Genomic DNA, 22,977 nt, shown 5'->3' with positions numbered 1-22,977 from the left:
CGAAAATCTTGCGGCACATTCTTGGCACAACGGTGATTTCGAAATTCGGCCTTGCTCTCGGCTGCAAGCCGTTTAGCAGTACTTACTTGGTGGGCGCGGACGGTATCGAACCGCCGACCGCTGGTGTGTAAAACCAGAGCTCTACCACTGAGCTACGCGCCCCGCCTCGGGCACGCTACACGCCGATGGCGGGTCAGGGAAAATCACTCCAGCGCGTTCAGCGCCGAAACCCAGACCGACTGGTCCCGCGCCTCGCCCGGTGACGTGCACTCGGCGAACCGCACGATGCCATCGCGATCGACCAGGAATGTCCCCCGGTCGGGATACCCGGCATCGGCGTTGAAAACCCCGTAGAGCTGGGACACCGCGCCGTGCGGCCAGAAGTCCGACAGGATCGGAAACTCGAAGCCCGATTCCCGGGCCCACACCTTGTGGGTGGCCGACGGGCCGACCGAGATGGCCAGCGTCTCCACCGACGAATTGCGGTACCGGTCCAGGTTCTCCTGAATCTCGCCGAGCTCCCCGCACACCGGGGTGAACGCCAGCGGGAAGAAGACCAGCAGCACGGACCGGCCACGCAACGCCGACAGCGTCACTGCCCGGCCGTGCTGGTCTTTCAGGGTGAAGTCCGGAGCAACGGACCCGACGTCGATCACAGTCGCGAACCTGACGACATGGCGAGCAAGGGGCCGAAATTCCGCCACCCGGTCAGGCTCGCGGCACACCAAACCTGCGGAAGCAAACCTAACCGCACTAGTGCCGGCCCGCAGCCTTCGACTTCGGCTGCACCAACCGGCTGGCGATCCAGTCCCCGAGGTTGGCCGACGAGGTGACCACCAGCCCGGCCGTCGGCGCCGACTCGGCGATCTCGGCGGGCTGGACGTGACCACTCTTGCCCGTCTTCGGGGTGACCACCCAGATCACACCGTCCTCGGCCAGCGGGGTGATCGCGTCCATCAAGCGGTCCACCAGGTCGCCGTCGTCATCGCGCCACCAGAGCAGCACGACGTCTACGACTTCGTCGGAATCCTCATCGAGCAGCTCGTCACCGCAGGCATCTTCGATGTCAGCGCGGATGTCATCGTCGGAGTCCTCGTCCCAGCCCAGCTCTTGGACGATCTGATCTTTATGAATGCCCAGTCTCTGGGCGTAGTTCGGCGCGTCCGCCGCGGCCACCGGTGTCCTCCTCTAACCTGCTGGTTTGCAGCCTGTGTGTATGAAACCCAATAGTCGCACGAGGCGACGATTCAATCGACGCAAGACACATCTTTGGTCGACAAGATCAGTGCGTGCCCTACGAGCATGCCGTCTCGGTCGCCGACTTGGCCGTATTGAACGAGTCGACCGCCGCGTTGAAGTCAGAGGTCGACGCATTGGTGCTGATTGCCGTCGCCAGCGTCTGAGCCGCCGCCGCCCAGCCGGCCAGCGCAGCCTTGAGGGCCGGCGACTGCACGGTGGCCGCGCTCTTGGTCACCGAGTCGGCCGCGCGGTGCAGCGCGTCGATGGCGGCCTGCTGCTTGGCGGTGTCGGTACCGCCGGCGTTCTCGGCGTCGACGTAGGCATTCACCGCTTCCATCGACGGCTTGCCGGTGTCGACGAACACCTTGCAGGCAGCCTCGGTTGCCGCCACCGAGGCGCTCGACGAACTCGAACTGGCCGATGCTGCCGCCGACAGCGACACCGAGGTCCGGTACGCCGCTGCACCGGGTTGATCGACCGTGGAGCTGCCGTCGACGGCCTTACTGCAGCCGACGATCACCATGGCGGAGACCGCCATGCCCCCGAACGAAAGAGCGGCTGCGCGAAGCCGCGAGGCACTTGCCGCGCTGGTCATCATCAGCTGACCGTACAGGGTGAATAGGTCAATCACGGCCATCCGAACGCGTACTCGCCGGTAGCCCACCCCAACGCCTAATCTGCGGAACGATGGGGGGACGATGGGTAGTGCCAAAAGCATCCCCAAAATCGAATACCAAGGAGTGGCAGTTGACCACTGAGTTCGTGCGCCAAGACCTGGCTCAAAACTCCAGTACCTCAGCCGAACCCGACCGGGTCCGGGTGATCCGTGATGGCGTCGCGTCGTACCTACCCGACATCGACCCTGACGAGACCGCCGAGTGGCTGGAATCGTTCGACGACCTGCTGGCACGGTCGGGGCCCGCGCGCGCCCGCTACCTGATGCTGCGGCTGTTGGAGCGCTCGCGCGAGATGCGCGTGTCGATTCCCGCATTGACATCCACCGACTACGTCAACACCATCCCCACCGACCTGGAGCCGTGGTTCCCCGGTGACGAAGAGGTGGAGCGCCGCTTCCGCCGCTGGATCCGCTGGAACGCCGCCATCATGGTGCACCGCGCGCAGCGGCCGGGAGTCGGTGTGGGCGGCCATATTTCGACCTATGCGTCCTCCGCCTCGCTGTACGAGGTCGGGTTCAACCACTTCTTCCGCGGCAAGAACCACCCCGGCGGCGGCGACCAGATCTTCATCCAGGGCCACGCCTCCCCCGGCATCTACGCCCGCGCCTTCCTCGAGGGCCGGATCGACGAACACCGCTTGGACGGCTTCCGCCAGAGCACTCGCATGCCGGGCTGGGCGGCGGCCTGCCGTCGTACCCGCACCCGCGACTGATGCCCGACTTCTGGGAATTCCCCACGGTGTCAATGGGTTTGGGGCCCATGAACGCCATCTACCAGGCGCGCTTCAACCACTACCTGCACGACCGCGGCCTCAAGGACACCAGCGATCAGCATGTGTGGGCCTTCCTCGGCGACGGCGAGATGGACGAGCCGAGCCGCGGCCTGATCCAGGTCGCCGCCAACGAGGCGCTGGACAACCTGACGTTCGTGGTCAACTGCAACCTGCAGCGCCTCGACGGCCCGGTCCGCGGTAACGGCAAGATCATCCAGGAGCTGGAGTCGTTCTTCCGCGGTGCCGGCTGGAACGTCATCAAGGTGGTGTGGGGCCGCGAATGGGACGCCCTGCTACACGCCGACAAGGACGGCGCCCTGGTCAACCTGATGAACGTCACGCCAGACGGTGATTACCAGACCTACAAGGCCAACGACGGCGCGTACGTCCGCGACCACTTCTTCGGCCGCGACCCGCGCAAGGCCCTGGTCGAATCGATGACCGACCAGGAGATCTGGAACCTCAAGCGCGGCGGCCACGACTACCGCAAGCTGTACGCCGCCTACCGCGCGGCCTTGGAGCACAAGGGCCAGCCGACGATCATTTTGGCCAAGACCATCAAGGGCTACACCCTGGGCAGCCACTTCGAGGGCCGCAACGCGACGCACCAGATGAAGAAGCTGGCGCTCGACGACCTCAAGAAGTTCCGCGACGCCACCCGGGTGCCGATCACCGACGCCCAGCTCGAGGAGAACCCGTACCTGCCGCCGTACTACCACCCGGGCTCCGAGTCGCCGGAAATCCGGTACATGCTCGACCGGCGCCGGGCGCTCGGCGGCTTCCTGCCGGAGCGGCGCACCAAGTCCAAGCCGCTGCCGCTGCCGGGCCGCGACGTCTACAAGTCGCTCAAGAAGGGTTCGGGCAACCAGGCTGTGGCCACCACCATGGCGACGGTACGGACCTTCAAAGAACTGTTGCGGGACAAGAACATCGGACCGCGCATCGTGCCGATCATTCCCGACGAGGCCCGCACGTTCGGGATGGACTCGTGGTTCCCGAGCCTCAAGATCTACAACCGCAACGGCCAGCTTTACACCGCCGTGGACGCCGATTTGATGTTGGCGTACAAGGAGAGTGAAGTCGGCCAGATCCTGCACGAGGGCATCAACGAGGCGGGGTCGACGGCGTCGTTCACCGCGGTGTCGACGTCGTACGCCACGCACGACCTGCCGATGATCCCGATCTACATCTTCTATTCGATGTTCGGGTTCCAGCGCACCGGCGACGGGTTCTGGGCGGCGGCCGACCAGATGGGGCGCGGCTTCGTGCTGGGCGCCACGGCCGGGCGCACGACGCTCACCGGCGAGGGCCTGCAGCACGCGGACGGCCACTCGCTGCTGCTGGCCTCGACCAACCCCGCGGTGGTGGCATACGACCCGGCGTTCGCGTACGAGATCGCGTACATCATCGAGAGCGGTCTGGCCCGCATGTTCGGCGAGAACCCGGAGAACATCTACTTCTACATCACCATCTACAACGAGCCGTACGTGCAGCCGGCCGAGCCGAGAACTTCGATCCCGAAGGCGTGCTGCGCGGCATGTATCGCTACCGCGCCGCGACGGACAAGCGCTCGAGCACCGCGCAGATCCTGGCTTCGGGTGTCGCGATGCCCGGCGCTGCGGGCCGCGGACATGCTGTCCGCGGACTGGGACGTCGCGGCCGACGTGTGGTCGGTGACCAGCTGGGGCGAGCTGAATCGCGACGGCGTGGCCATCGACCGGCACGCGTTGCGGCACCCGGACCAGCAGGCACCGGTGCCGTACGTGACCGCCAAGCTCGCGAACACAGCGGGCCCCGTGGTCGCGGTGTCGGACTGGATGCGCGCGGTGCCCGAGCAAATCCGGCCGTGGGTGCCGAACACCTACGTGACGCTTGGCACCGACGGGTTCGGCTTCTCCGACACCCGCCCGGCGGCCCGTCGCTACTTCAACACCGACGCCGAGTCGGTGGTGGTCGCGGTGCTGGAGGCGCTGGCTCGTGACGGCGAGATCGACCCGTCGGTGGCCGTCGCGGCGGCCAAGCAGTACCGGATCGACGACGTCGCGGCGGCCGAGGTCTCGTACGCGGACACCGGCAGCGCTTAGCCCGATATCCGGCGCCCCACATGCGCCGACAGGACGGTTTCTGACGAAAATCACCCGATGTACGTCAGAAACCGTCATCTCGGCGTAGCTCGTTGGCAGAAATCGCCAGAAATCAGGCGTAGCTTTTAGTGGTGCCTGACAAGGTGACTGATAAGCGGTTCGTTCCACCCAAAACCACCCTCGAGGTGCTGGAGAACGTGCCAGAGACCGTGCTGCGACGCCTCAAGCAATACTCCGGCACGTTGGCCACCCAGGCGGTGCACGCGTTGGAGGAGCGCCTGCCGTTCTTCGCCGAGCTCGAAGCGTCCCAGCGGGCCAGCGTCCACCTGGTGGTGCAGACGGCCGTGGTCAACTTCGTCGAGTGGATGCGGGACCCGAACAGCGACGTCAGCTACACCGCAGAGGCCTTCGAGGTCGTGCCCCAGGACCTGCGGCGCCGGATCGCACTGCGACAGTCGGTGGAGATGGTGCGGACCACGATGGAGTTCTTCGAGGAAGTCGTGCCGCTCCTGGCCCGCACCGAAGAGCAGCTGACTGCACTGACCGCAGGCATCCTGCGGTATAGCCGCGACCTGGCCTTCGCGGCGGCCAGCGCCTATGCCGACCAGGCCGAGGCCCGCGGCGCCTGGGACACCCGAATGGAGGCCAACGTCGTCGACGCCGTGGTGCGCGGCGACGTAGGCACCAGCCTGCAGTCGCAGGCCGCGGCGCTGAACTGGGACGCAACTGCCCCCGCGACCGTCGTGGTCGGGTTCCCTCGGCCCGACCGCGCCGATCTGGCCAGCGAGGACGTGCATGACGTCGCCACCCGCCACGGCCGCGTCGCGCTGTCCGACGTGCACGGCACCTGGCTCGTCGCCATCGTGTCCGGCCCCATCGCCCCCACCGACCGATTCCTGGGCGAGTTGATGGCCGTGTTCGCCGACGGCCCGGTGGTGATCGGGCCGATTGCCGCGACGCTGGCGGCCGCGCACTACAGCGCCACCGAAGCCATCGCAGGAATGAATGCGGTGAGCGGTTGGACCGGAGCGCCACGCCCCGTCCCGGCCCGCGAGCTACTACCCGAACGTGCACTGCTGGGCGACCGCTCGGCCGTCGCCGCCCTGGAGTTAGAGGTGGTCCGACCGCTGGCAGACGCGGGCCCGGCGCTTTCTGAAACGCTCGTTGCCGACATCGATGCCGGCGGCGCCGCCAGAAGCGTGCGCCCGCAAATTGTTCGTTCATCCAAACACCGTCCGCTACCGACTCCGCCGCATCGCCGACTTCACCGGCCGCGATCCGATGGTGCCCAGGGATGCGTATGTGCTCCGCGTGGCGTCGACGGTCGGTCGACTGCACCGTCAGGCGCCTCAACCCAATCCACAAACCACCTGATCAGGGCGTATGGATGTGGCCTACCCAGCGGTAACCAGCGCGTCGGCAGAGTGATCCACATCGCAGCGAGGTCTCGGCAACGTTGCATAACGTGCGTTTTTGTAGACATTCCACAAAACTTTAAGACGAGGTTCATAATCTCTTACACGGCATAAATCCCGCTTCACAGTGTTTTCTTAATCCGTGCCCCAAACACCTGTGCTTGCGCTGCTTGCCCCCGGGCAGGGATCTCAGACGCCTGGGATGCTCACCCCTTGGTTGGAGCTGTCCGGCGCCGCCGACCGTCTGGCCGCCTGGTCGGAGATCAGCGGCCTCGATCTGGCCCAGCTCGGCACCACCGCTACCGCCGAGGAGATCACCGACACCGCGGTGACCCAGCCGCTGGTCGTCGCGGCCACGCTGCTTGCACACGAAGAACTGACCAAGCGTCTGGGCGAGCGCAGCGACGGGGGAAAGACTGGGCTGCTGACCAATGCGCAGCTCATCGTGGCCGGCCACTCGGTGGGTGAGATCGCCGCCTACGCCATCGCCGGCGTCATCTCCGCCGACGAGGCCATCAAGCTCGCCGCCACCCGCGGCGCCGAGATGGCCAAGGCCTGCGCGCTGGAGCCCACCGGTATGGCCGCGGTGCTCGGTGGCGACGAAGCCGAGGTATTGGCCCGTCTCGAAGCCCTGGAACTGGTCCCGGCCAACCGCAACGCGGCGGGCCAGATCGTTGCCGCCGGCGCCGTCGCGGCGCTGGAGAAGCTGGCCGAGGATCCGCCGGCCAAGGCCCGCGTCCGAGTGCTGGCCACCGCCGGTGCCTTCCACACGCACTACATGGGCTCGGCGCAGGAGCCGTACGCGGCTGCCGCGGCGACCGTGATCCCCAGCGAGCCGACCACCACCCTGCTGTCCAACGCCGACGGCCAGCCAGTCGCCGACGCCGCGGACGCCATGACCAAGCTGGTCGCCCAGATGACCCGCCCGGTGCGCTGGGACCTGTGCTCGGCCACCTTGCGCGAGCGCTTTGCCGGTCAGGAAGTGACCGGCATCATCGAGTTCCCGCCGGCCGGCACCCTCACCGGTATCGCCAAGCGTGAAGTCAAGGGCGTGCCGACTTACGCCATCAAGACCCCCGCAGACCTGGACGGACTCACCGAGTTCTGACAGGGCTGTTTGCCGAACAACCAACCCGGCACACCAAATCCGGTGTGCCGACACAACAAAAAGAAGGAGCCACCGTGGCTGCCAACCAGGAAGAAATCATCGCCGGCCTCGCCGAGATCATCGAAGAGGTCACCGGCATCGAGCCGTCTGAGGTCACCCCGGAGAAGTCCTTCGTCGACGACCTGGACATCGACTCGCTGTCGATGGTTGAGATCGCCGTTCAGACCGAGGACAAGTACGGCGTGAAGATCCCGGACGAGGACCTGGCCGGCCTGCGCACCGTTGGTGACGTCGTCGCCTACATCCAGAAGCTCGAGGAAGAGAACCCCGAGGCTGCTGCCGCGCTGCGCGATAAGTTCAGCAAGTGACCAGGCCTTCCACTGCTAACGGAGGCTTCCCGAACGTTGTGGTGACCGCCGTGGAGGCAACCACGGCGCTCGCTGCTGATGTCGAGAGCACGTGGAAGGGTCTCCTGGCAGGCGAAAGCGGCATCCGTGAGTTGACCGACGACTTCGTCACCAAGTGGGACCTTCCGGTGCGTATCGGTGGCCACTTGGTCGATGACATCGAGAGCCAGCTGACCCGTGTCGAGCTGCGCCGCAATTCCTACGTGCAGCGCCTGTCGCTCGTGCTGGCGCGGCGGCTGTGGCAGAACGCGGGCGTGCCCGAGGTCGATCCCGATCGTTTCTCGGTCGTGATCGGCACGGGTCTTGGTGGCGGCGAGAAGATCGTCGAAACCTACGACGCGATGAACGAGGGCGGCATCCGCAAGGTCAGCCCGCTCGCCGTTCAGATGATCATGCCCAACGGTGCGGCCGCGGTCGCCGGCTTGGAGCTGGGCGCCCGCGCCGGGTCATCACCCGGTGTCGGCATGTTCGTCGGGTTCTGAGGCCATCGCCCACGGCTGGCGTCAGATCGTCATGGGGGACGCGGACTTCGCCGTCGTCGGCGGTGTGGAAGGCACCATCGAGGCACTGCCCATCGCGGCGTTCTCGATGATGCGCGCCATGTCGACCCGCAACGACGAGCCCGAGCGCGCTTCCCGGCCGTTCGACAAGGATCGGGACGGCTTCGTGTTCGGCGAGGCCGGCGCGTTGATGATCATCGAGACCGAAGAGCACGCCCTGGCCCGTGGCGCCAAGCCGCTGGCCCGGCTGATGGGCGCCGGCATCACCTCGGACGCGTTCCACATGGTGGCTCCGGCCGACAACGGCTTGCGGGCCGGTGCCGCGATGAAGCGTGCACTGGAGACCGCCGGACTGGACGCCAAGGACATTGACCACGTCAATGCCCACGGCACGGCGACTCCGATCGGTGACACCGCCGAGGCCAATGCCATCCGGGTTGCCGGATGTCAGAACGCCGCGGTGTACGCACCGAAGTCGGCGCTCGGCCACTCCATTGGTGCGGTCGGTGCGCTGGAGTCTGTGTTGACGGTGCTCGCGTTGCGCGACGGCGTGATCCCGCCGACGCTGAACTACGAAACACCGGACCCTGACATCGATCTCGATGTGGTTGCGGGCGAGCCTCGTTATGGCGACTTCAAGTACGCCATCAACAACTCGTTCGGGTTCGGTGGACACAATGTCGCCCTGGCCTTTGGGCGTTATTAAGTCGAAGGGACATCGGAGTAGTAATGGCAGGGGTAACCGCAAACAAGTTGTCCACGGGGAATGGTCTCCCCAACGTGGTCGTCACTGGTGTGGCCATGACGACCTCGCTGGCAACGGATGCTGAAACCACATGGCAGAAACTCCTCGACGGTGAAAGTGGGATCCGTCTGCTCGATGATCCGTTCATCGAGCAGTACGACCTGCCAGTCCGCATCGGCGGCCATCTACACGAGGATTTCGAAAGTGAACTGACGCGCGTAGAGCTGCGTCGCCTGTCATATCTGCAGAAAATGTCGACGGTCATCGGCCGGCGAGTCTGGGAAAACGCAGGCTCGCCGGACGTTGATCCCCGGCGACTCATGGTGTCGATCGGCACTGGTATCGGCTCGGCCGAGGAGCTCGTCTTCGCCTACGACGGCATGCGCGAACGCGGTCTGCGCGCCGTCTCTCCGCTGGTCGTGCAGATGTTCATGCCCAACGGTGCGGCGGCTGCCGTCGGGCTGGACCGCAAGGCCAAGGCCGGGGTGACCACCCTGATCTCGGCCTGTGCCTCCGGCTCAGAGGCCATCGCCAACGCCTGGCGCCAGCTGGTGCTGGGCGAGGCCGACGTCGCCATCTGCGGCGGCGTGGAAACCAAGATCGAGGCAGTACCGATCGCCGGGTTCGCCCAGATGCGCATCGTGCTGTCCAATACCAACGACAATCCGGCCGGCGCGTGCCGCCCGTTCGACCGCGACCGCAACGGCTTCGTGTTCGGCGAGGGCGGCGCCATGCTGGTGCTGGAGACCGAGGAACACGCCAAGGCCCGCGGCGCCAACATCCTGGCCCGGCTGATGGGCGCCAGCGTGACCTCGGACGGCTACCACATCGTGGCGCCCGACCCCAACGGTGAGCAGGCCGGCTACGCGATGACCCGGGCCATACAACTGGCAGGGCTCGTTCCCACTGACATCGACCACGTCAACGCCCACGCCACCGGCACCAGTGTCGGTGATGTCGCCGAGGGCGTGGCCATCAACAACGCCATGAAGGGCCACCGGCCCGCGGTGTACGCCCCCAAGTCGGCGCTCGGCCACTCGGTAGGTGCGGTCGGCGCGGTGGAGTCCATCCTCACCGTGCTCGCACTGCGCGACGGCGTGGTTCCGCCCACACTGAACCTGGAGAACCTGGATCCGGAGATCGATCTGGATGTGGTCTCCAAGGCTCCGCGACAGGGCGACTACAAGTACGCCATCAACAACTCGTTCGGGTTCGGCGGTCACAACGTCGCACTCGCCTTCGGCCGGTACTGAGCAACCCCAAAAAAACATCCAGCGCAGTCCCCCGGATGCGACATCAAGGAGATTAGAAAATGACGACCCTGGCACCCGAGGCGACGGCCGCCGAATCACTTGATCCCCGCGACCCGCTGCTGCGCCTGCAGACCTTCTTCGACCCGGGCAGCGTCAAGCCGCTGCACGAGCGCGACAAATCGGGCGTGCTGGCCGCCGCCGGCACCGTCAACGGCGTGCACACCATCGCGTTCGCCACCGACGGCACCGTCATGGGTGGCGCCATGGGCGTCGACGGTTGTGCGCACATCGTCCGCGCCTACGACACCGCGATCGACGAGCAGGCCCCCATCGTGGGCATCTGGCACTCCGGTGGCGCCCGCCTGGCAGAGGGCGTGCGTGCGCTGCACGCCGTCGGCCAGGTCTTCGAGGCCATGATCCGGGCCTCGGGCTACATCCCCCAGATCTCGCTGGTCGTCGGCTTCGCCGCCGGTGGTGCCGCCTACGGCCCCGCGCTGACCGACGTCATCGTCATGGCCCCCGAGGGCCGCGTCTTCGTCACGGGCCCGGACGTCGTCCGCAGCGTCACCGGTGAGGATGTCGACATGGTCTCGCTCGGTGGCCCCGACACCCACCACAAGAAGTCCGGCGTGTGCCACATCGTCGCCGACGACGAACTCGACTGCTACGAGCGCGGCCGTCGCCTGGTCGGATTGTTCTGCCAGCAGGGTCATTTCGACCGCACCAAAGCCGAGGCCGGCGACACCGACATCCGCGCCCTCATGCCCGAGTCGGCGCGGCGGGCCTATGACGTGCACCCGATCGTCGAGGCTCTGCTCGACGCGGGCGTCCCGTTCGAAGAGTTCCAAGCCAAGTGGGCGCCGTCCATCGTGGTCGGCCTGGGCCGTCTCGCCGGTCGCTCTGTCGGCATCATCGCCAACAACCCGCTGCGTCTGGGCGGCTGCCTGAACTCCGAAAGCGCCGAGAAGGCAGCACGTTTCGTGCGCCTGTGCGACGCCTTCGGCATCCCGCTGGTCGTCCTGGTCGACGTGCCCGGCTACCTGCCCGGTGTCGACCAGGAATGGGGCGGCGTGGTGCGTCGCGGCGCCAAGCTGCTGCACGCGTTCGGTGAAGCCGAGGTCCCCCGCGTCACGCTGGTGACCCGCAAGATCTACGGCGGTGCGTACATCGCCATGAACTCGCGCTCGCTCGGCGCGTCGAAGGTGTTCGCCTGGCCGGACGCCGAGGTCGCCGTCATGGGCGCCAAGGCCGCCGTCGGCATCCTGCACAAGCGCAAGCTGGCCGCTGTCGAGGACGCTGCCGAGCGCGAGGCCCTGCATGAAGAGCTGGCCCTTGAGCACGAGCGCATCGCAGGTGGTGTCGACTCGGCCATCGAGATCGGCGTGGTCGACGAGAAGATCGACCCGGCCCACACCCGGTCGAAGATCACCCAGGCCCTCGCCGAGGCCCCGGCCCGCCGCGGTCGCCACAAGAACATCGCGCTGTAATCCCCCGCGACCAGACGCAGATGGTCCCCGACACCACAGCGTGTCGGGGACCATTTGCACTCGCCGGGCGATGAGTTTCGACGGCGCTGCGGGTCTATCCTCTGAACCCAACAGAGGAGAGCAACCGTGACCCAGCTGGTGAAAGTACAGAACTTCTGCGTGTCAGCCGACGGCTTCGGCGCCGGGGCGGGCCAGAGCTTCGAGCGGCCGTTCGGCCACGCCGATCCGGCGGTGATGGTCGGCTCGTGGGCCGGCGCCACCGCCAGCTGGCCCAACCGCACCGATCCGGGCGGCAGCCGCGGTCTCGACGACTACCTGGTGCGCGATTTCGCCAACAACATCGGCGCAGAGATCATGGGCGCCAACAAGTTCAGCCCGTATCGCGGGCCGGCCCGCCTCGACTGGCAGGGCTGGTGGGGCGACAACCCGCCCTTCCACACCCCGGTCTTCGTGATGACGCACCACCTGCGGCCGTCGTTCACCTTGTCCGACACCACATTTCATTTCGTCGACGCCGCTCCGGCCGAGGTGCTGGCGCAGGCCCGAGAAGCCGCGCAGGGCAAGGACATTCGCATCGGCGGCGGCGCCAAGACCGTCCGGGCATTCCTCGACGCCGGCCTCATCGACACCATGCACGTGGCGGTCTCGCCCAGCGTGACGCTCGGCGAGGGCTCACGACTGTGGGAGTCCCCCGACGAGCTGCTCGACCGCTACCACTGCGACGTGGTGCCCAGTCCCAGCGGCGTCGTCCACCACCTGTTCTGGCGCCGCTGAGTTCTCCGCTACCGCGTGGTGTAGCCGCCGTTGGCGAAGATGGTCTGGCCGGTCACCCAATGGCCCTCGTCGGCGAGGAACACCACCAGCGGGACGATGTCCTCGATGAGGGTCAGCCGGTTCCCCATGGCCTGCGACTTGTGAAACACCACCCGCTCGGGGGTTTCCTGACCGTAGAAGAACGGCGTGTCCATGGGCCCGGGGCCGACGTTGTTGACGCTGATCCCCCGTGCTGCGAACTCCTTGGCCGCAGCCCGCGTGAAGTGCTCGACGGGGCTCTTCGCCCCGGCGTAGGTGCTGTACCCGTCGGTGAACGCGGCGAGCAGAGAGGTCACGATGGAGATCACCGACCCGCCGTCGTTGAGCCGGCGCCCAGCCTGCTGCAGGAAGAAGTACGCCGCCTTGGCGTTGATGTCGAACATCGAATCATATTCGGCCTCAGTGGTTTCCACGATCGGCTTGCGTAGCACCTTGCCAACGGTGTTGATGGCGATGTCCACGCCGCCGAAAGCTCCGACTGCCGCATCGAACAGCTTGTCCACGTGGCCCGGTACGGTCAGGTCGCCCTGAACCTTGATGGCCTTGGCACCGGAGGACTCGATCGCCGCGATGGTCCGGTCGGCGTCGGCCTCGGTGGCCGCGCTGTTGTAGTGCACCGCGACGTTGACGCCCCGCGCGCCGAGCGTGGTGCTGATCAGGCCGCCCAGGTTCTTGGCTCCGGCGGCGACGATTGCTGACTTCCCCTCGAGATTGCTCATGACGTCCACGCTAGCCGCGGTGAGACACAAGTAGAAACGCAAATTTTCTCTCTATCCACAAGCAATACTTGTGGATAGGGTGGACGCATGACCAGGCCGTACCCCGACCTGCGCCGGCTGCAGCACTTTCTCGCGGTTGCCGATGCCGGCGGATTCACCCGCGCCGCGGATCAGCTGCATCTCAGTCAGCAGGCCCTGAGCAGTTCCATCCGCCAGCTCGAAAAGGAGCTGGGCGTAACGCTTTCAAACGTGACGGTCGCAGGATCACGATGACGACGGCGGGCGCGCAACTGCGTCAAGAGGGCCGGCCCTGCTCGCGGCCGCACATACCGTCGCCGACCACGTGCAGCGAACCGCAACCGCCACAAGCAAGGCCTACGTCGTCGGCCATACACCGGCGCTGAGCAGCGTCGAGGTCTACGAATTACTGGAGCCGGCGATCGATGCCTTTCCCGGCCAGTCGTTCACCTTCCGCCAGATGTTTCCCGATCAGCTATCACCCGCAATCCTCGACGGATCGATACAGCTCGCACTACGCCGTGGCGTGGTTCCAGTGATGAACTCGCGACCGCTGTCATCGGCTATCACCCGGTTCGAGTCGCCGTGCGTACCGATCACCGCTTGGCTCAGCAGCCCGTCGTCGATATCGCCGATCTGGCCGGCGAACTGATCACCCTGTGGGCGCCGCCCGGATCGTCGTACTACAGCGACCTCTTACTGGGAGCCTGCCGGCGTGCGGGTTTCGAACCGGACTACGTCGTCAGCCGAGTGCAGGGTGCGGCCACCGTGGTGGCCCCGTTGACCACCGGGTCAGCAGCGTTCGTGACCCACCCCGCCGGCCGGATGCTGGACGGCCGGGTGGTCGTCCTCGATCTACTTCCTTCGCTGTTGGTGCCCGCGCAAGCGCTATGGCAGCGGCACACCCACTCGGCCATCCGCGACCTGCTGGTTGCCCGCGGCTAAATGAGCTCCGCCGCGACGGCCGCGGCGCGCTCGCGGTCTGCTGCCACCAATCCGATCCGCGTGCGACGATCCAGGATGTCGTCGGCGGTGAGCGCACCTTCGTGGGTCACGGCGTATTCGAATTCCGCTCGGGTGACGTCGATTCCGTCGGCCACCGGTTCGGCGGGACGGTCACACGTGGCAGCGGCGAACACGTTCGACGCCTCCGCACCGTAGCGCGCCACCAACGACTCCGGCAATGCCGCAACCTGGTCGGCCGATACCGGGTTCTCCGGAGCCCCGACCAGCGGCAGGTTTCGGGTGCGGCACTCCCCCGCCGCCAGACCCCGTTGCGCCACCGCTCGATTCAGCACATCCTCTGCCATGTACCGGTATTCGGTGAGCTTGCCGCCGATGACGCTGAGCACGCCGTTGTCCGATTCGACCACCGCGTGATCGCGGGACACGTCGGCGGTGCTGCCTTCGCCGGTATCGATCAGCGGGCGCAGCCCGGCGTAGGCCCCGCGCACGTCGTCGGGACCGAGCGTCGTGGCCAATGCGGTGTTCACGGTGTCCAGCAGGAACTTGACCTCCGCCGGAGTCGGTTGCGGCACATCGGGAATAGGGCCGGGTGCGTCCTCGTCGGTGAGGCCGAGGTAGACGCGGCCGAGCTGTTCGGGCATGGCGAAGATGAACCGGTTGAGCGCGCCAGGGATCGGAACCGTCAGGGCCGCAGTCGGATTGCCGAACGCCGCGGCGTCGAACACCAGGTGGGTGCCCCGGCTGGGCCGCAGCTTGATCGCGCCGTCGAGCTCGCCGGCCCACACGCCGGCGGCGTTGATCACCGCACGAGCTGTCAGGTCGAAGGACTCCCCGGTGAATTGATCGGTCAGCCGAACCGAGGTGCCGGTGGCGTCGGACGCGGCCACGCGGGTGAGGATGCGGGCGCCGTGCTGGGCCGCGGTCCGCGCCACGGCGGTGACCAGACGGGCATCATCGATCAGCTGACCGTCGTAGGCGAGCAACGCACCGTCTAGTCCGCCGCGCCGGACGGCGGGCACCAATTCGGCGGCCCGGGCGGCGCTGACGCGGCCCGAACACGGGAGGACCGATGCCGAGGTGCCGGCCAGCCGGCGCAGGCCGTCGCCCGCGATGAAACCGGTGCGCACCAAAGCCCTTGAGGCCCGGTTCATCTCGGGTAGCAGCGGCACCAGCTGCGGCATGGCGTGGACGAGATGCGGGGCGTTGCGACTCATCAGGATGCCGCGTTCGATGGCGCTGCGCCGGGCGATGCCGACGTTGCCGGTGGCCAGGTAGCGCAGACCGCCGTGCACGAGTTTCGAACTCCACCGGCTCGTCCCGAAGGCCAGGTCGTGTTTCTCCACCAGGACGGTCGACAGCCCGCGGCTGGCGGCGTCCAGGGCGATACCCACCCCGGTGATACCGCCGCCGATGACGACGATGTCGACCGCGTCGCCGTCGGCCAAGGCCGTCAGTTCCGTGGTCCGGCGGGCCGCGGTGAGGGCACTGCGGCGGGCCGCATCAGGAGCACTGCGGCGGGCCGCATCAGGAGCACTGCGGCGGGCCGTATCAGGGGTGCTGTTCATGGCTTCAGGTATCCGTTCAGCGAGTGAGCGAGTTCGATGTCCAGCGCGGCGACGTCGAGGACGGGCGCGACCATCTGCGCGGACTGGATGGCCGACTGGACGATCAGCAGGCACATGGCGGCGAGTTGCTTGGGGTCACCAGGGCGGACGCTGCCATCGGCTTGCGCTGTGGCCAGTGCACCGGCGAGCACTTCCAGCAGAATCTGCTGGCTGGTACCCATTCGCTGGGCGATGTAGACCATCGCCAGAGCAGGCGCGCTGCTCAGCACGGACATGATGACCTCGTCGTCGCGCAGCCGCTCCGCCATCCCGACCATCCGCTTGACAATCGCCTCGCGGTCAGTGCCGCTGACGGTGACTTCGTTGAGCGAGTTGGTGATTCGTGCCGTCAGCAGCGTCGCAAGGATCGCCTGGGTGTCGGGCCAGCGCCGGTAGACCGTCGGCCGGCTGACCCCGGCCCGCCGCGCGATCTCGGCCAACGTCACCCGATCCACCCCGAAGGCGATCACGCAATCGGCCGCAGCGTCGATGATTCGGGCATCCATGGAATCCCGAGCTTCATCGTTACTGATTGACATCATATGTAATACTGTAACGCATGAGCGCAACACGTGACCACCTCGAACCGCCGATGAAGTGGAACGCCTGGGGTGACCCCGCTGCAGCCAAGCCCCTGTCCGACGGCATCCGCGGCCTGCTGACCGCGGCCCTCGGCATCGACGCCACGCCGGCCGACGAACTCGAGGCCGATCAGGTCACGTTGCGCCCCTCCACCCTGACCGACGCCGACCGGGCCGCACTGGCCGGCATCGTCGGCGATGAGTTCTGCCGCACCGACGATCACGACCGCCTGCTGCGGGCGGGCGGCAAGTCGACACTGGATCTGTTGCGCCGCAAAGATACCGGCGAGCAGGATGCGCCGGACGCCGTCCTGTTGCCCGGCACCGACGACGAGGTCGCCCAGATTCTGCGGTACTGCACCGAGCACCGTATCGCGGTCGTCCCGTTCGGCGGCGGCACCAGCGTCGTCGGCGGCCTCGACCCGGTCCGTGACGGCTTCAATGCCGTTGTGTCGCTCGACCTGCGCCGCCTGGACCGGCTGGTCTCCCTCGACAAGGAGTCCGGCGAAGCCGAGCTCGAGGCCGGCGTCACCGGCCCGCAGGCCGAGGAACTCCTTGGTGCGGAAGGCTTTTCCCTCGGACACTTCCCGCAGAGCTTCGAATTCGCCACCATCGGCGGGTTCGCCGCAACGCGGTCGTCAGGGCAGAACTCCGCCGGCTACAGCCGGTTCGACGACATGGTGCGCGGCCTGACCGTCGTCACCCCGGCCGGCGTGCTGGACCTGGGCCGGGCCCCGGCATCGGCCGCCGGTCCCGACCTGCGCCAGCTGATCGTCGGTTCGGAGGGCACCTTCGGCGTGATCACCCGGGTCCGGGTCCGCGTGCATCCGGTACCCGAGACCACCCGCTACGAGGCCTGGTCCTTCCCCGACTTCGCCACGGGCGCAGCAGCTTTGCGTGCGGTCGTGCAGACCGGCACCGGCCCGACGGTCATCCGGCTGTCCGACGAGGTCGAGACCGGCATCAACCTGGCCACCACCGAGAGCATCGGCGAACAGACCATCACCGGTGGCTGCCTGGCGATCACGCTGTTCGAAGGCTCTGCCGCACATACCGAAAGCCGTCACGACGAAACCCGTGCGCTGCTGGCCGCCCAGGGCGGCACATCACTCGGCGAGGCCCCGGCGCGCGCATGGCAGCACGGCCGGTTCGGTGCGCCGTACCTGCGTGACTCGCTGCTGACAGCCGGCGCCTTGTGCGAGACCCTGGAAACCGCGACGACGTGGTCCAACGTGCCGGCGCTGAAGGCGGCCGTCACCGAGGCGCTGACCACGTCGCTACAGGAAACCGGCACACCGGCTTTGGTGATGTGCCACATCTCGCACGTCTACCCCACCGGCGCCTCGCTGTACTTCACCGTCGTGGCAGGCCAGCGTGGCAACCCCATAGAGCAGTGGCGGGCGGCGAAAACCGCTGCGTCCGAGGCGATGGTGCGCTGCGGTGCCACCATCACGCACCACCACGCGGTCGGCGCCGATCACAAGCCGTGGATGACGGCCGAGGTGGGCGAGCTGGGCGTCGAGGTCCTGCGCGCCGTGAAGAAGGTGCTCGATCCGGGCGGAATCCTCAACCCGGGCAAGCTGATCCCATGAGCACACCCCGGCGAGTCACGCTCCTGACCAACCCGGCATCCGGTCAGGGACGGGGCTCCGCGGCGGCCCAACGCGCCGTGGTGCGGCTGCAGCGCCGCGGCGTCGACGTCGTCGAGCTCATCGGTTCCGACGCTGCCCACGCGCGCCGCTTGCTCGACGAAGCGCTGGAGCACGGCACCGATGCGGTGGTGATCGCCGGCGGCGACGGCATGATTTCCCTTGCGCTGCAGGCGCTTGCGCAGACCGATGTGCCGCTGGGGATCATCCCGGCCGGTACCGGCAACGACCATGCCCGCGAGTTCGGCATTTCGCGGGACGATCCGGAGGCGGCCGCCGACATCGTTGCCGCCGGACGCACCGAGACCATCGACCTCGGGCGCATCGAGGCCGCAGACGGCACCGTCATGTGGTTCGGCACGGTGATGGCCGCCGGCTTCGACTCACTGGTCACCGACCGCGCGAATCGGATGACGTGGCCGCGCGGGCGAATGCGCTACAACATGGCGATGCTCGCCGAGCTGTCACAGCTGCGCCTGCTGCCCTTCCGCGTGAGTTTCGACGGCGGGCCGGTGGACGAAACACAGCTGACGTTCGCCGCGTTCGGCAACACCCGAAGCTACGGCGGCGGCATGCTGATCTGCCCGGGCGCCGATCGGCACGACGGACTGCTGGACGTGACGATGGCCGCCTCGGCGTCCCGGACGAAGTTGATCCGGTTGTTCCCCACCGTGTTCAAAGGCACCCACGTCAACCGCGACGAGGTCAAGACGGTCCGCGCGCGCACCATCACCATCGACTGTCCCGGGATAAATGCTTATGCCGACGGCGAATTCATGTGCCCGCTGCCGGTGACGGTATCTGCGGCACCGGGGGCACTGCGGGTCCTGGTTCCGTAGCTCGGGACCGGTGGCCCGGCAGCTCGAGGCCGAGGGTTCTGACGTTCAGTCTTGCGTAGCCGCAAGGAGGGCAAGCAGATTCATCAACCGGGTGATGGCACCGGTGACCGGCCGCGCCGGCAGAGTCGGATCGATGGCGCGTTGGATGCCCAGTCCGATGCCGGCACTGAGAAACAGGTTGCCGATGTCTTCCAAGCTGTCCATCACGCCGAGCGCAACCAATTGTTCTTCGGCAAGTCCCAGATCGTCTGACAGCGAACGCAATACCTCGACGACCATCTGGGCTGCTTCGTTGCGCAGATCCGTGATCATCTGCCCCAGCTCGGGATCGTTTCGCGACAGCACCACGAATTCGAGTTCGAGCATCGTCCAGCCGACGTCACCGGCGGTCCGTTCCAGCCAGGCGTTCACCGCCTCGACGCGGCTCGGCACATCGGCATCCGACATCGCCAGCTCGGACATCTCGGAGAATTTCTCGCGGTGGATGGCCTCGAGCACCTCCCGGCACAGGATCGGCTTGCTGCCGAAGTTCGAATACACCGCGCCCTTGCTGTAACCGGCGTCGTCCGCGATGTCCTCGAGGCTGGTCGACGCATATCCGTGCTGGAGAAACCGCGCCTTCGCCGCGGTGAGTATCTCGGCGCGCGTCTGCTCCTGACGTTGCACCCTGGTCAATCGCGGCATGCGTTGATATTAGTGGTTTGCGATACCCGGAGTACTGGCTTTACTGAGAGAATTCGGATACCGTGAGTATTCGAATGAGCCAGCAAGGCTTCTACCAGCAGATTCGAGGCTATCGATGCAGCTAGCACGACGCTCAATCCCACTCGACGGCGCGATCGTCGTCGTCACCGGAGGCGCCCGGGGTATCGGCGCCAAGACTGCCGAACTCTTCTCACAGCACGGGGCCAACGTCTGGATCGGCGATGTCGACGTCGACATTGCCGAGCAGACGGCCCGCAAGATCCCCCGCTGTCGCAGCGCGCGGCTCGATGTCACCCGGCGCGAGTCGTGGGATCAGTTCGTCGCGCAGGTGCTCGAGGAGTCCGGCCACATCGACGTCCTGGTGAACAACGCCGGCGTCATGCCGCTCGGTGCTTTCGAGACCGAAGCCGAGGCCACGACCGATCTGATCCTCGACGTCAACGTTCGTGGGGTGCTGAACGGCATGCGGGCGGTGATCCCCGTCATGATCACTCGCGGCAGCGGCCACGTGGTGAACGTCGCGTCGATGGCCGGCATGATCCCCGTTCCGGGCATGGTCACCTACAACGCCAGCAAGTTCGCCGCAGTCGGCGCCTCGCTGGCGGCGCGGGCCGAATACGCCGGGACCGGCGTCACCGTATGCGCGGTGCTGCCGTCAGCGGTCCGCACCGAACTCTCCTCAGGCGTGCAGCTCGGCGGCGGCATGCCGACGGTGGACCCCGAAGAGGTGGCCCAGGCGGTGTTGAAGACGTTGCGCACCAAAGCCGCTCGTACCTCGGTACCCGAATGGGTGGCGCACGGCTGGGCATTGGTCGACGCGCTGGTCCCGGAATTCGTCCAACGTGCGGCGCGGTCGATCGTCGACGATCGGCGGGCTCTCGACGCCATGGACCCCGTCGGCCGGTCGGCCTACCTGGAGCGGATCGAGCGGCAATCGAAAGAGCATGCCGCGGAGCCGGATTCAGAGGTGCAGGCGTGAAACGAGCGCTGGTCATCGGCTGCGGCGGGACCGTCGGCGGTGCGTGGATCGTCGCGGCCCTCCACGCGCTGCAGGAGCAGACGGGTTGGGACCCGCGAGAAGCCGATGTGTTGCAAGGCACCTCGGCGGGCGCCGAGATCGTCACGATGCTCGGTGGCGGCGCGTCCGTCGACGACCTGGTGGCGATGCACCGCGGCACCAGCACCGACGAGCGTCTGAGCCGGCACATCGAGGCGACGCCGCCCAGCCTGCCGCCACTGCCATCACCCCGACTGCTGAACCCCGCACTGTTGCGCAGCCAGAGCGGATTGGCCGCGGTCACCGGTATCGCTCCGACCGGCCGAGCCAACGCAGACTGGTTGCAGCGCTTGGCCTCCGGATTCGCCAACCAGTCCGGTTGGGTGGACCACCCGGGAGCCCGCATGGTGGCCTTCGACTACCAGCGCGGCGAGCGGGTGGCCTTCGGCGCGCCCGGCGCACCGAAAGCCACTGCAGGCGAGGCACTCCGGGCATCGTGGGGTGTGCCCGGCTGGATGCCCCCGGTCACCATAAGCGGTCGCAAGTTCGTCGACGGCGGCGCCGCCTCCACGGCGTCGGTCGACCTCATCAGCCATGACGATGCCGATCTCATCTACGTCATCACCCCGATGGCCTCCGAAAGCGGCGTTCGTGCACCGGGTCTGGGCGGCATCCTCGAACACCGGCTCCTGCGCCGCCCGATGTCCACGGTGCTGGACGCCGAGATCGCCACCGCGCGCGCCCGCGGCATCGAAGTCGTCGTGATCCAGCCGGACGCCGCCGATCTGGCCGGACTGGGTGCCAACTTCATGCTGCGCAGCCGGCGGCGCGCTGCCTTCGAATCCGCCATGACCACCGCACCGAACACGGTGCGCCGAGCTTGGGAGTCCTGATGAGCAAACGTGATCCGCGCATCGTCATCATCGGCGCCGGCGTGGCCGGCATCGCCTCGGCCTACACCTTCCAACAAGCCGGGTTCACCAACTTCACCATCCTGGAGAAGGGTTCGGACGTCGGTGGGGTCTGGCACTGGAACCGTTACCCCGGACTGACGTGTGACGTACCGTCGCACATCTACCAGTTCGCCTTCGCACCCAAGCCCGACTGGAGTCATATCTGGGCCGGCGGCAAGGAGATTCAGGAGTATCACCGCGACGTCGTCGAGCGGTTCGGGCTCGACGACCACCTGCGGCTCAACACCGAAGTCACAGCGTTGCACTACGACCAGGACCACCACACCTGGACCGTCACGACCGCGGATGAAACGCTGACGGCGGATTTCGTCATCTGTGCCACCGGCGTACTGCACCACCCCTTCACCCCGGATATCCCGGGCATGGACACCTTCGAGGGCTCCCTGGTGCACACCGCGCGGTGGGAACCCGAACTCGAGACCGAGGGCAAGCGCATCGCCGTGATCGGCACCGGATCCACCGGGGTGCAGGTGGTTTCGGCACTGCAGCCCACGGCCGGCAAGCTGCTGCACTTCGCCCGGTCACCACAGTGGATGCTGTGGGCACCGATGAAGCTGCCGCAGCTGGGCGCCATCACCGCGCTGCTGCAGGCCATGCCGAAGCTGTATCAGGTTGTCGCCGAACGTATTCCACTCTGGGGATCGAGCGTCCTGGTCGACATCGTGACCAAGCCGACGTGGCGCCGCAAGCTGGTGCAGCAGTACGCCAGGCTTAGTCTGCGGGCCCAGATCCGCGACCCGAAGCTGCGCGCCGAGCTCACCCCGGATTACCAGCCGCTGTGCAAGCGTCAAGTGCTGTCGGGAACGTACTATCGGGCGATCACGGCTCCCAACGCCGAATTGGTCACCGATCGCATCGGCGAGTTCACCCCCACGGGCATCCGCACCACAGCGGGTGAACATCACAGGATCGATATCGCCGTGCTGGCCACCGGCTTTCAGGCGCACAATTACATGCGCCCGATGCAGGTGGTTGGCCGCGACGGCGTCACCCTGGACGACGCCTGGGTCAAAGGCCCTCGCGCCTACCGGATGACCGCGATCCCCGGCTTCCCGAATCTGTTCACCGTGCTCGGCCCGAACTCGCCCACGGGGTCCATCTCACTGCAGTACACCGCGGAACTCACCGCGCGGTACATCGTCAAGTGGCTCAAGCGGTTCGAGCGCGGCGAGATCAACGAGGTCGAGGTCACCGAGCAGGCCACCGACGAATTCAATGCCGCGGCGGTCGAAGCCATGGAGCCGACGGTGTGGAACACCGGCTGCAATTCCTGGTACTTCAGCGAGGGCGGCACCATCGACCTGTGGCCGTTCGACCGCGGGACGCTGACGAAGATGCTGGGCGAGCCCGAGGTGGAGCACTACCGGATCAGCTGACCCGAACGGTGTCGTACCCCAGGTGCATCCTGGGACCACCGACGACAGG

Annotated in this window: 19 protein-coding genes, 1 tRNA gene and 3 pseudogenes; 15 read left to right on the top strand and 8 right to left on the bottom strand. The window is 66.9% G+C overall.

Going from position 1 to position 22,977, the window contains the following annotated elements; all coding sequences use genetic code 11:
• Positions 1-87: 87 nt before the first annotated feature.
• From G6N59_RS25110 to G6N59_RS25095, 4 genes are all read right to left on the bottom strand, one after another.
• A tRNA-Val gene (locus tag G6N59_RS25110) sits at positions 88-162 on the bottom strand.
• Positions 163-203: 41 nt separating this feature from the next.
• Positions 204-656, bottom strand: a complete 453-nt coding sequence (locus G6N59_RS25105; protein WP_163911718.1) for a peroxiredoxin — start codon at positions 654-656, stop codon at positions 204-206.
• A gap of 97 nt (positions 657-753) precedes the next feature.
• The gene (locus G6N59_RS25100; protein WP_138229612.1) at positions 754-1,176 is read right to left on the bottom strand and encodes a DUF3052 domain-containing protein; all 423 of its coding nucleotides are present in this window, start codon (positions 1,174-1,176) and stop codon (positions 754-756) included.
• A gap of 118 nt (positions 1,177-1,294) precedes the next feature.
• Positions 1,295-1,870 (bottom strand): Rv2240c family protein, encoded by a 576-nt coding sequence (locus tag G6N59_RS25095; protein WP_138229611.1) that lies wholly within the window; start codon positions 1,868-1,870, stop codon positions 1,295-1,297.
• A 116-nt stretch (positions 1,871-1,986) separates the two neighbouring features.
• On the opposite strand from G6N59_RS25095, the gene G6N59_RS31260 reads away from it, so the two are divergent.
• The 9 genes and pseudogenes from G6N59_RS31260 (at position 1,987) to G6N59_RS25055 (ending at position 12,461) form a co-directional block, all read left to right on the top strand.
• Positions 1,987-2,628, top strand: coding sequence for a pyruvate dehydrogenase E1 component-related protein (locus G6N59_RS31260; protein WP_235678698.1), 642 nt, complete (start codon positions 1,987-1,989; stop codon positions 2,626-2,628).
• The gene (aceE, locus tag G6N59_RS25090) at positions 2,628-4,772 is read left to right on the top strand and encodes a pyruvate dehydrogenase (acetyl-transferring), homodimeric type (RefSeq protein ID WP_235678697.1); all 2,145 of its coding nucleotides are present in this window, start codon (positions 2,628-2,630) and stop codon (positions 4,770-4,772) included. The genes G6N59_RS31260 and aceE overlap by 1 nt, the downstream gene beginning before the upstream one ends.
• A 143-nt stretch (positions 4,773-4,915) precedes the next feature.
• A pseudogene (locus tag G6N59_RS25085) lies at positions 4,916-6,146 on the top strand (PucR family transcriptional regulator).
• A gap of 198 nt (positions 6,147-6,344) precedes the next feature.
• Positions 6,345-7,295 carry an ACP S-malonyltransferase gene (locus G6N59_RS25080; protein ID WP_179970385.1) on the top strand — a complete coding sequence of 317 codons (951 nt, stop codon included), beginning with the start codon at positions 6,345-6,347 and terminating at the stop codon, positions 7,293-7,295.
• A gap of 74 nt (positions 7,296-7,369) precedes the next feature.
• Positions 7,370-7,663 carry a meromycolate extension acyl carrier protein AcpM gene (gene acpM, locus G6N59_RS25075; protein ID WP_073696103.1) on the top strand — a complete coding sequence of 98 codons (294 nt, stop codon included), beginning with the start codon at positions 7,370-7,372 and terminating at the stop codon, positions 7,661-7,663.
• Positions 7,660-8,908 (top strand): annotated as a pseudogene (gene kasA, locus G6N59_RS25070) (3-oxoacyl-ACP synthase KasA). The gene acpM and the pseudogene kasA overlap by 4 nt, the downstream one beginning before the upstream one ends.
• A 23-nt stretch (positions 8,909-8,931) precedes the next feature.
• Positions 8,932-10,200, top strand: a complete 1,269-nt coding sequence (gene kasB, locus G6N59_RS25065) for a 3-oxoacyl-ACP synthase KasB (protein ID WP_138229607.1) — start codon at positions 8,932-8,934, stop codon at positions 10,198-10,200.
• Positions 10,201-10,259: 59 nt separating this feature from the next.
• A complete protein-coding gene (locus G6N59_RS25060) occupies positions 10,260-11,687 on the top strand; it encodes an acyl-CoA carboxylase subunit beta (protein WP_138229606.1) in 1,428 nt (475 codons plus the stop codon).
• Between the two features lie 126 nt (positions 11,688-11,813).
• Positions 11,814-12,461 (top strand): dihydrofolate reductase family protein, encoded by a 648-nt coding sequence (locus G6N59_RS25055; RefSeq protein ID WP_138229605.1) that lies wholly within the window; start codon positions 11,814-11,816, stop codon positions 12,459-12,461.
• Between the two features lie 8 nt (positions 12,462-12,469).
• Here G6N59_RS25055 and G6N59_RS25050 read toward each other — a convergent pair whose 3' ends face one another.
• Positions 12,470-13,219, bottom strand: coding sequence for an SDR family oxidoreductase (locus G6N59_RS25050; protein ID WP_138229604.1), 750 nt, complete (start codon positions 13,217-13,219; stop codon positions 12,470-12,472).
• Between the two features lie 87 nt (positions 13,220-13,306).
• Between G6N59_RS25050 and G6N59_RS25045 the strand changes: the two are divergent.
• A pseudogene (locus G6N59_RS25045) lies at positions 13,307-14,182 on the top strand (LysR family transcriptional regulator).
• Here G6N59_RS25045 and G6N59_RS25040 read toward each other — a convergent pair.
• Both G6N59_RS25040 and G6N59_RS25035 read right to left on the bottom strand, forming a co-directional pair.
• Entirely contained in the window at positions 14,179-15,768 is a 1,590-nt protein-coding gene (locus G6N59_RS25040) for a glycerol-3-phosphate dehydrogenase/oxidase (RefSeq protein WP_138229602.1), read from the bottom strand. The pseudogene G6N59_RS25045 and the gene G6N59_RS25040 overlap by 4 nt on opposite strands.
• The gene (locus G6N59_RS25035) at positions 15,765-16,349 is read right to left on the bottom strand and encodes a TetR/AcrR family transcriptional regulator (protein ID WP_138229601.1); all 585 of its coding nucleotides are present in this window, start codon (positions 16,347-16,349) and stop codon (positions 15,765-15,767) included. The genes G6N59_RS25040 and G6N59_RS25035 overlap by 4 nt, the downstream gene beginning before the upstream one ends.
• Positions 16,350-16,399: 50 nt before the next feature.
• On the opposite strand from G6N59_RS25035, the gene G6N59_RS25030 reads away from it, so the two are divergent.
• Both G6N59_RS25030 and G6N59_RS25025 read left to right on the top strand, forming a co-directional pair.
• Positions 16,400-17,980 (top strand): FAD-binding oxidoreductase, encoded by a 1,581-nt coding sequence (locus G6N59_RS25030; protein WP_138229694.1) that lies wholly within the window; start codon positions 16,400-16,402, stop codon positions 17,978-17,980.
• Positions 17,977-18,876, top strand: a complete 900-nt coding sequence (locus tag G6N59_RS25025; RefSeq protein ID WP_138229600.1) for a diacylglycerol kinase — start codon at positions 17,977-17,979, stop codon at positions 18,874-18,876. Before G6N59_RS25030 ends, G6N59_RS25025 begins: the two co-directional genes overlap by 4 nt.
• A gap of 45 nt (positions 18,877-18,921) precedes the next feature.
• On the opposite strand, the gene G6N59_RS25020 is transcribed toward G6N59_RS25025, so the two are convergent.
• Positions 18,922-19,560, bottom strand: a complete 639-nt coding sequence (locus G6N59_RS25020) for a TetR/AcrR family transcriptional regulator (protein WP_170212371.1) — start codon at positions 19,558-19,560, stop codon at positions 18,922-18,924.
• A gap of 115 nt (positions 19,561-19,675) precedes the next feature.
• Between G6N59_RS25020 and G6N59_RS25015 the strand changes: the two genes are divergently transcribed.
• Genes G6N59_RS25015 through G6N59_RS25005 form a run of 3 tightly spaced genes read left to right on the top strand, consistent with a single transcriptional unit; the run spans position 19,676 to position 22,928 of the window.
• Positions 19,676-20,560, top strand: coding sequence for an SDR family oxidoreductase (locus G6N59_RS25015; RefSeq protein ID WP_138229599.1), 885 nt, complete (start codon positions 19,676-19,678; stop codon positions 20,558-20,560).
• Positions 20,557-21,471, top strand: a complete 915-nt coding sequence (locus G6N59_RS25010) for a patatin-like phospholipase family protein (RefSeq protein WP_138229598.1) — start codon at positions 20,557-20,559, stop codon at positions 21,469-21,471. The genes G6N59_RS25015 and G6N59_RS25010 overlap by 4 nt, the downstream gene beginning before the upstream one ends.
• Positions 21,471-22,928, top strand: a complete 1,458-nt coding sequence (locus tag G6N59_RS25005; RefSeq protein WP_138229597.1) for a flavin-containing monooxygenase — start codon at positions 21,471-21,473, stop codon at positions 22,926-22,928. The genes G6N59_RS25010 and G6N59_RS25005 overlap by 1 nt, the downstream gene beginning before the upstream one ends.
• Positions 22,929-22,977: the final 49 nt, after the last annotated feature.

Source organism: Mycolicibacterium aubagnense (genome assembly GCF_010730955.1).
In the GTDB taxonomy this organism is placed as follows: domain Bacteria; phylum Actinomycetota; class Actinomycetes; order Mycobacteriales; family Mycobacteriaceae; genus Mycobacterium; species Mycobacterium aubagnense.
Note: the sequence above shows the minus strand (reverse complement) of the source record. Positions and strands in the feature narration are given on the sequence as shown.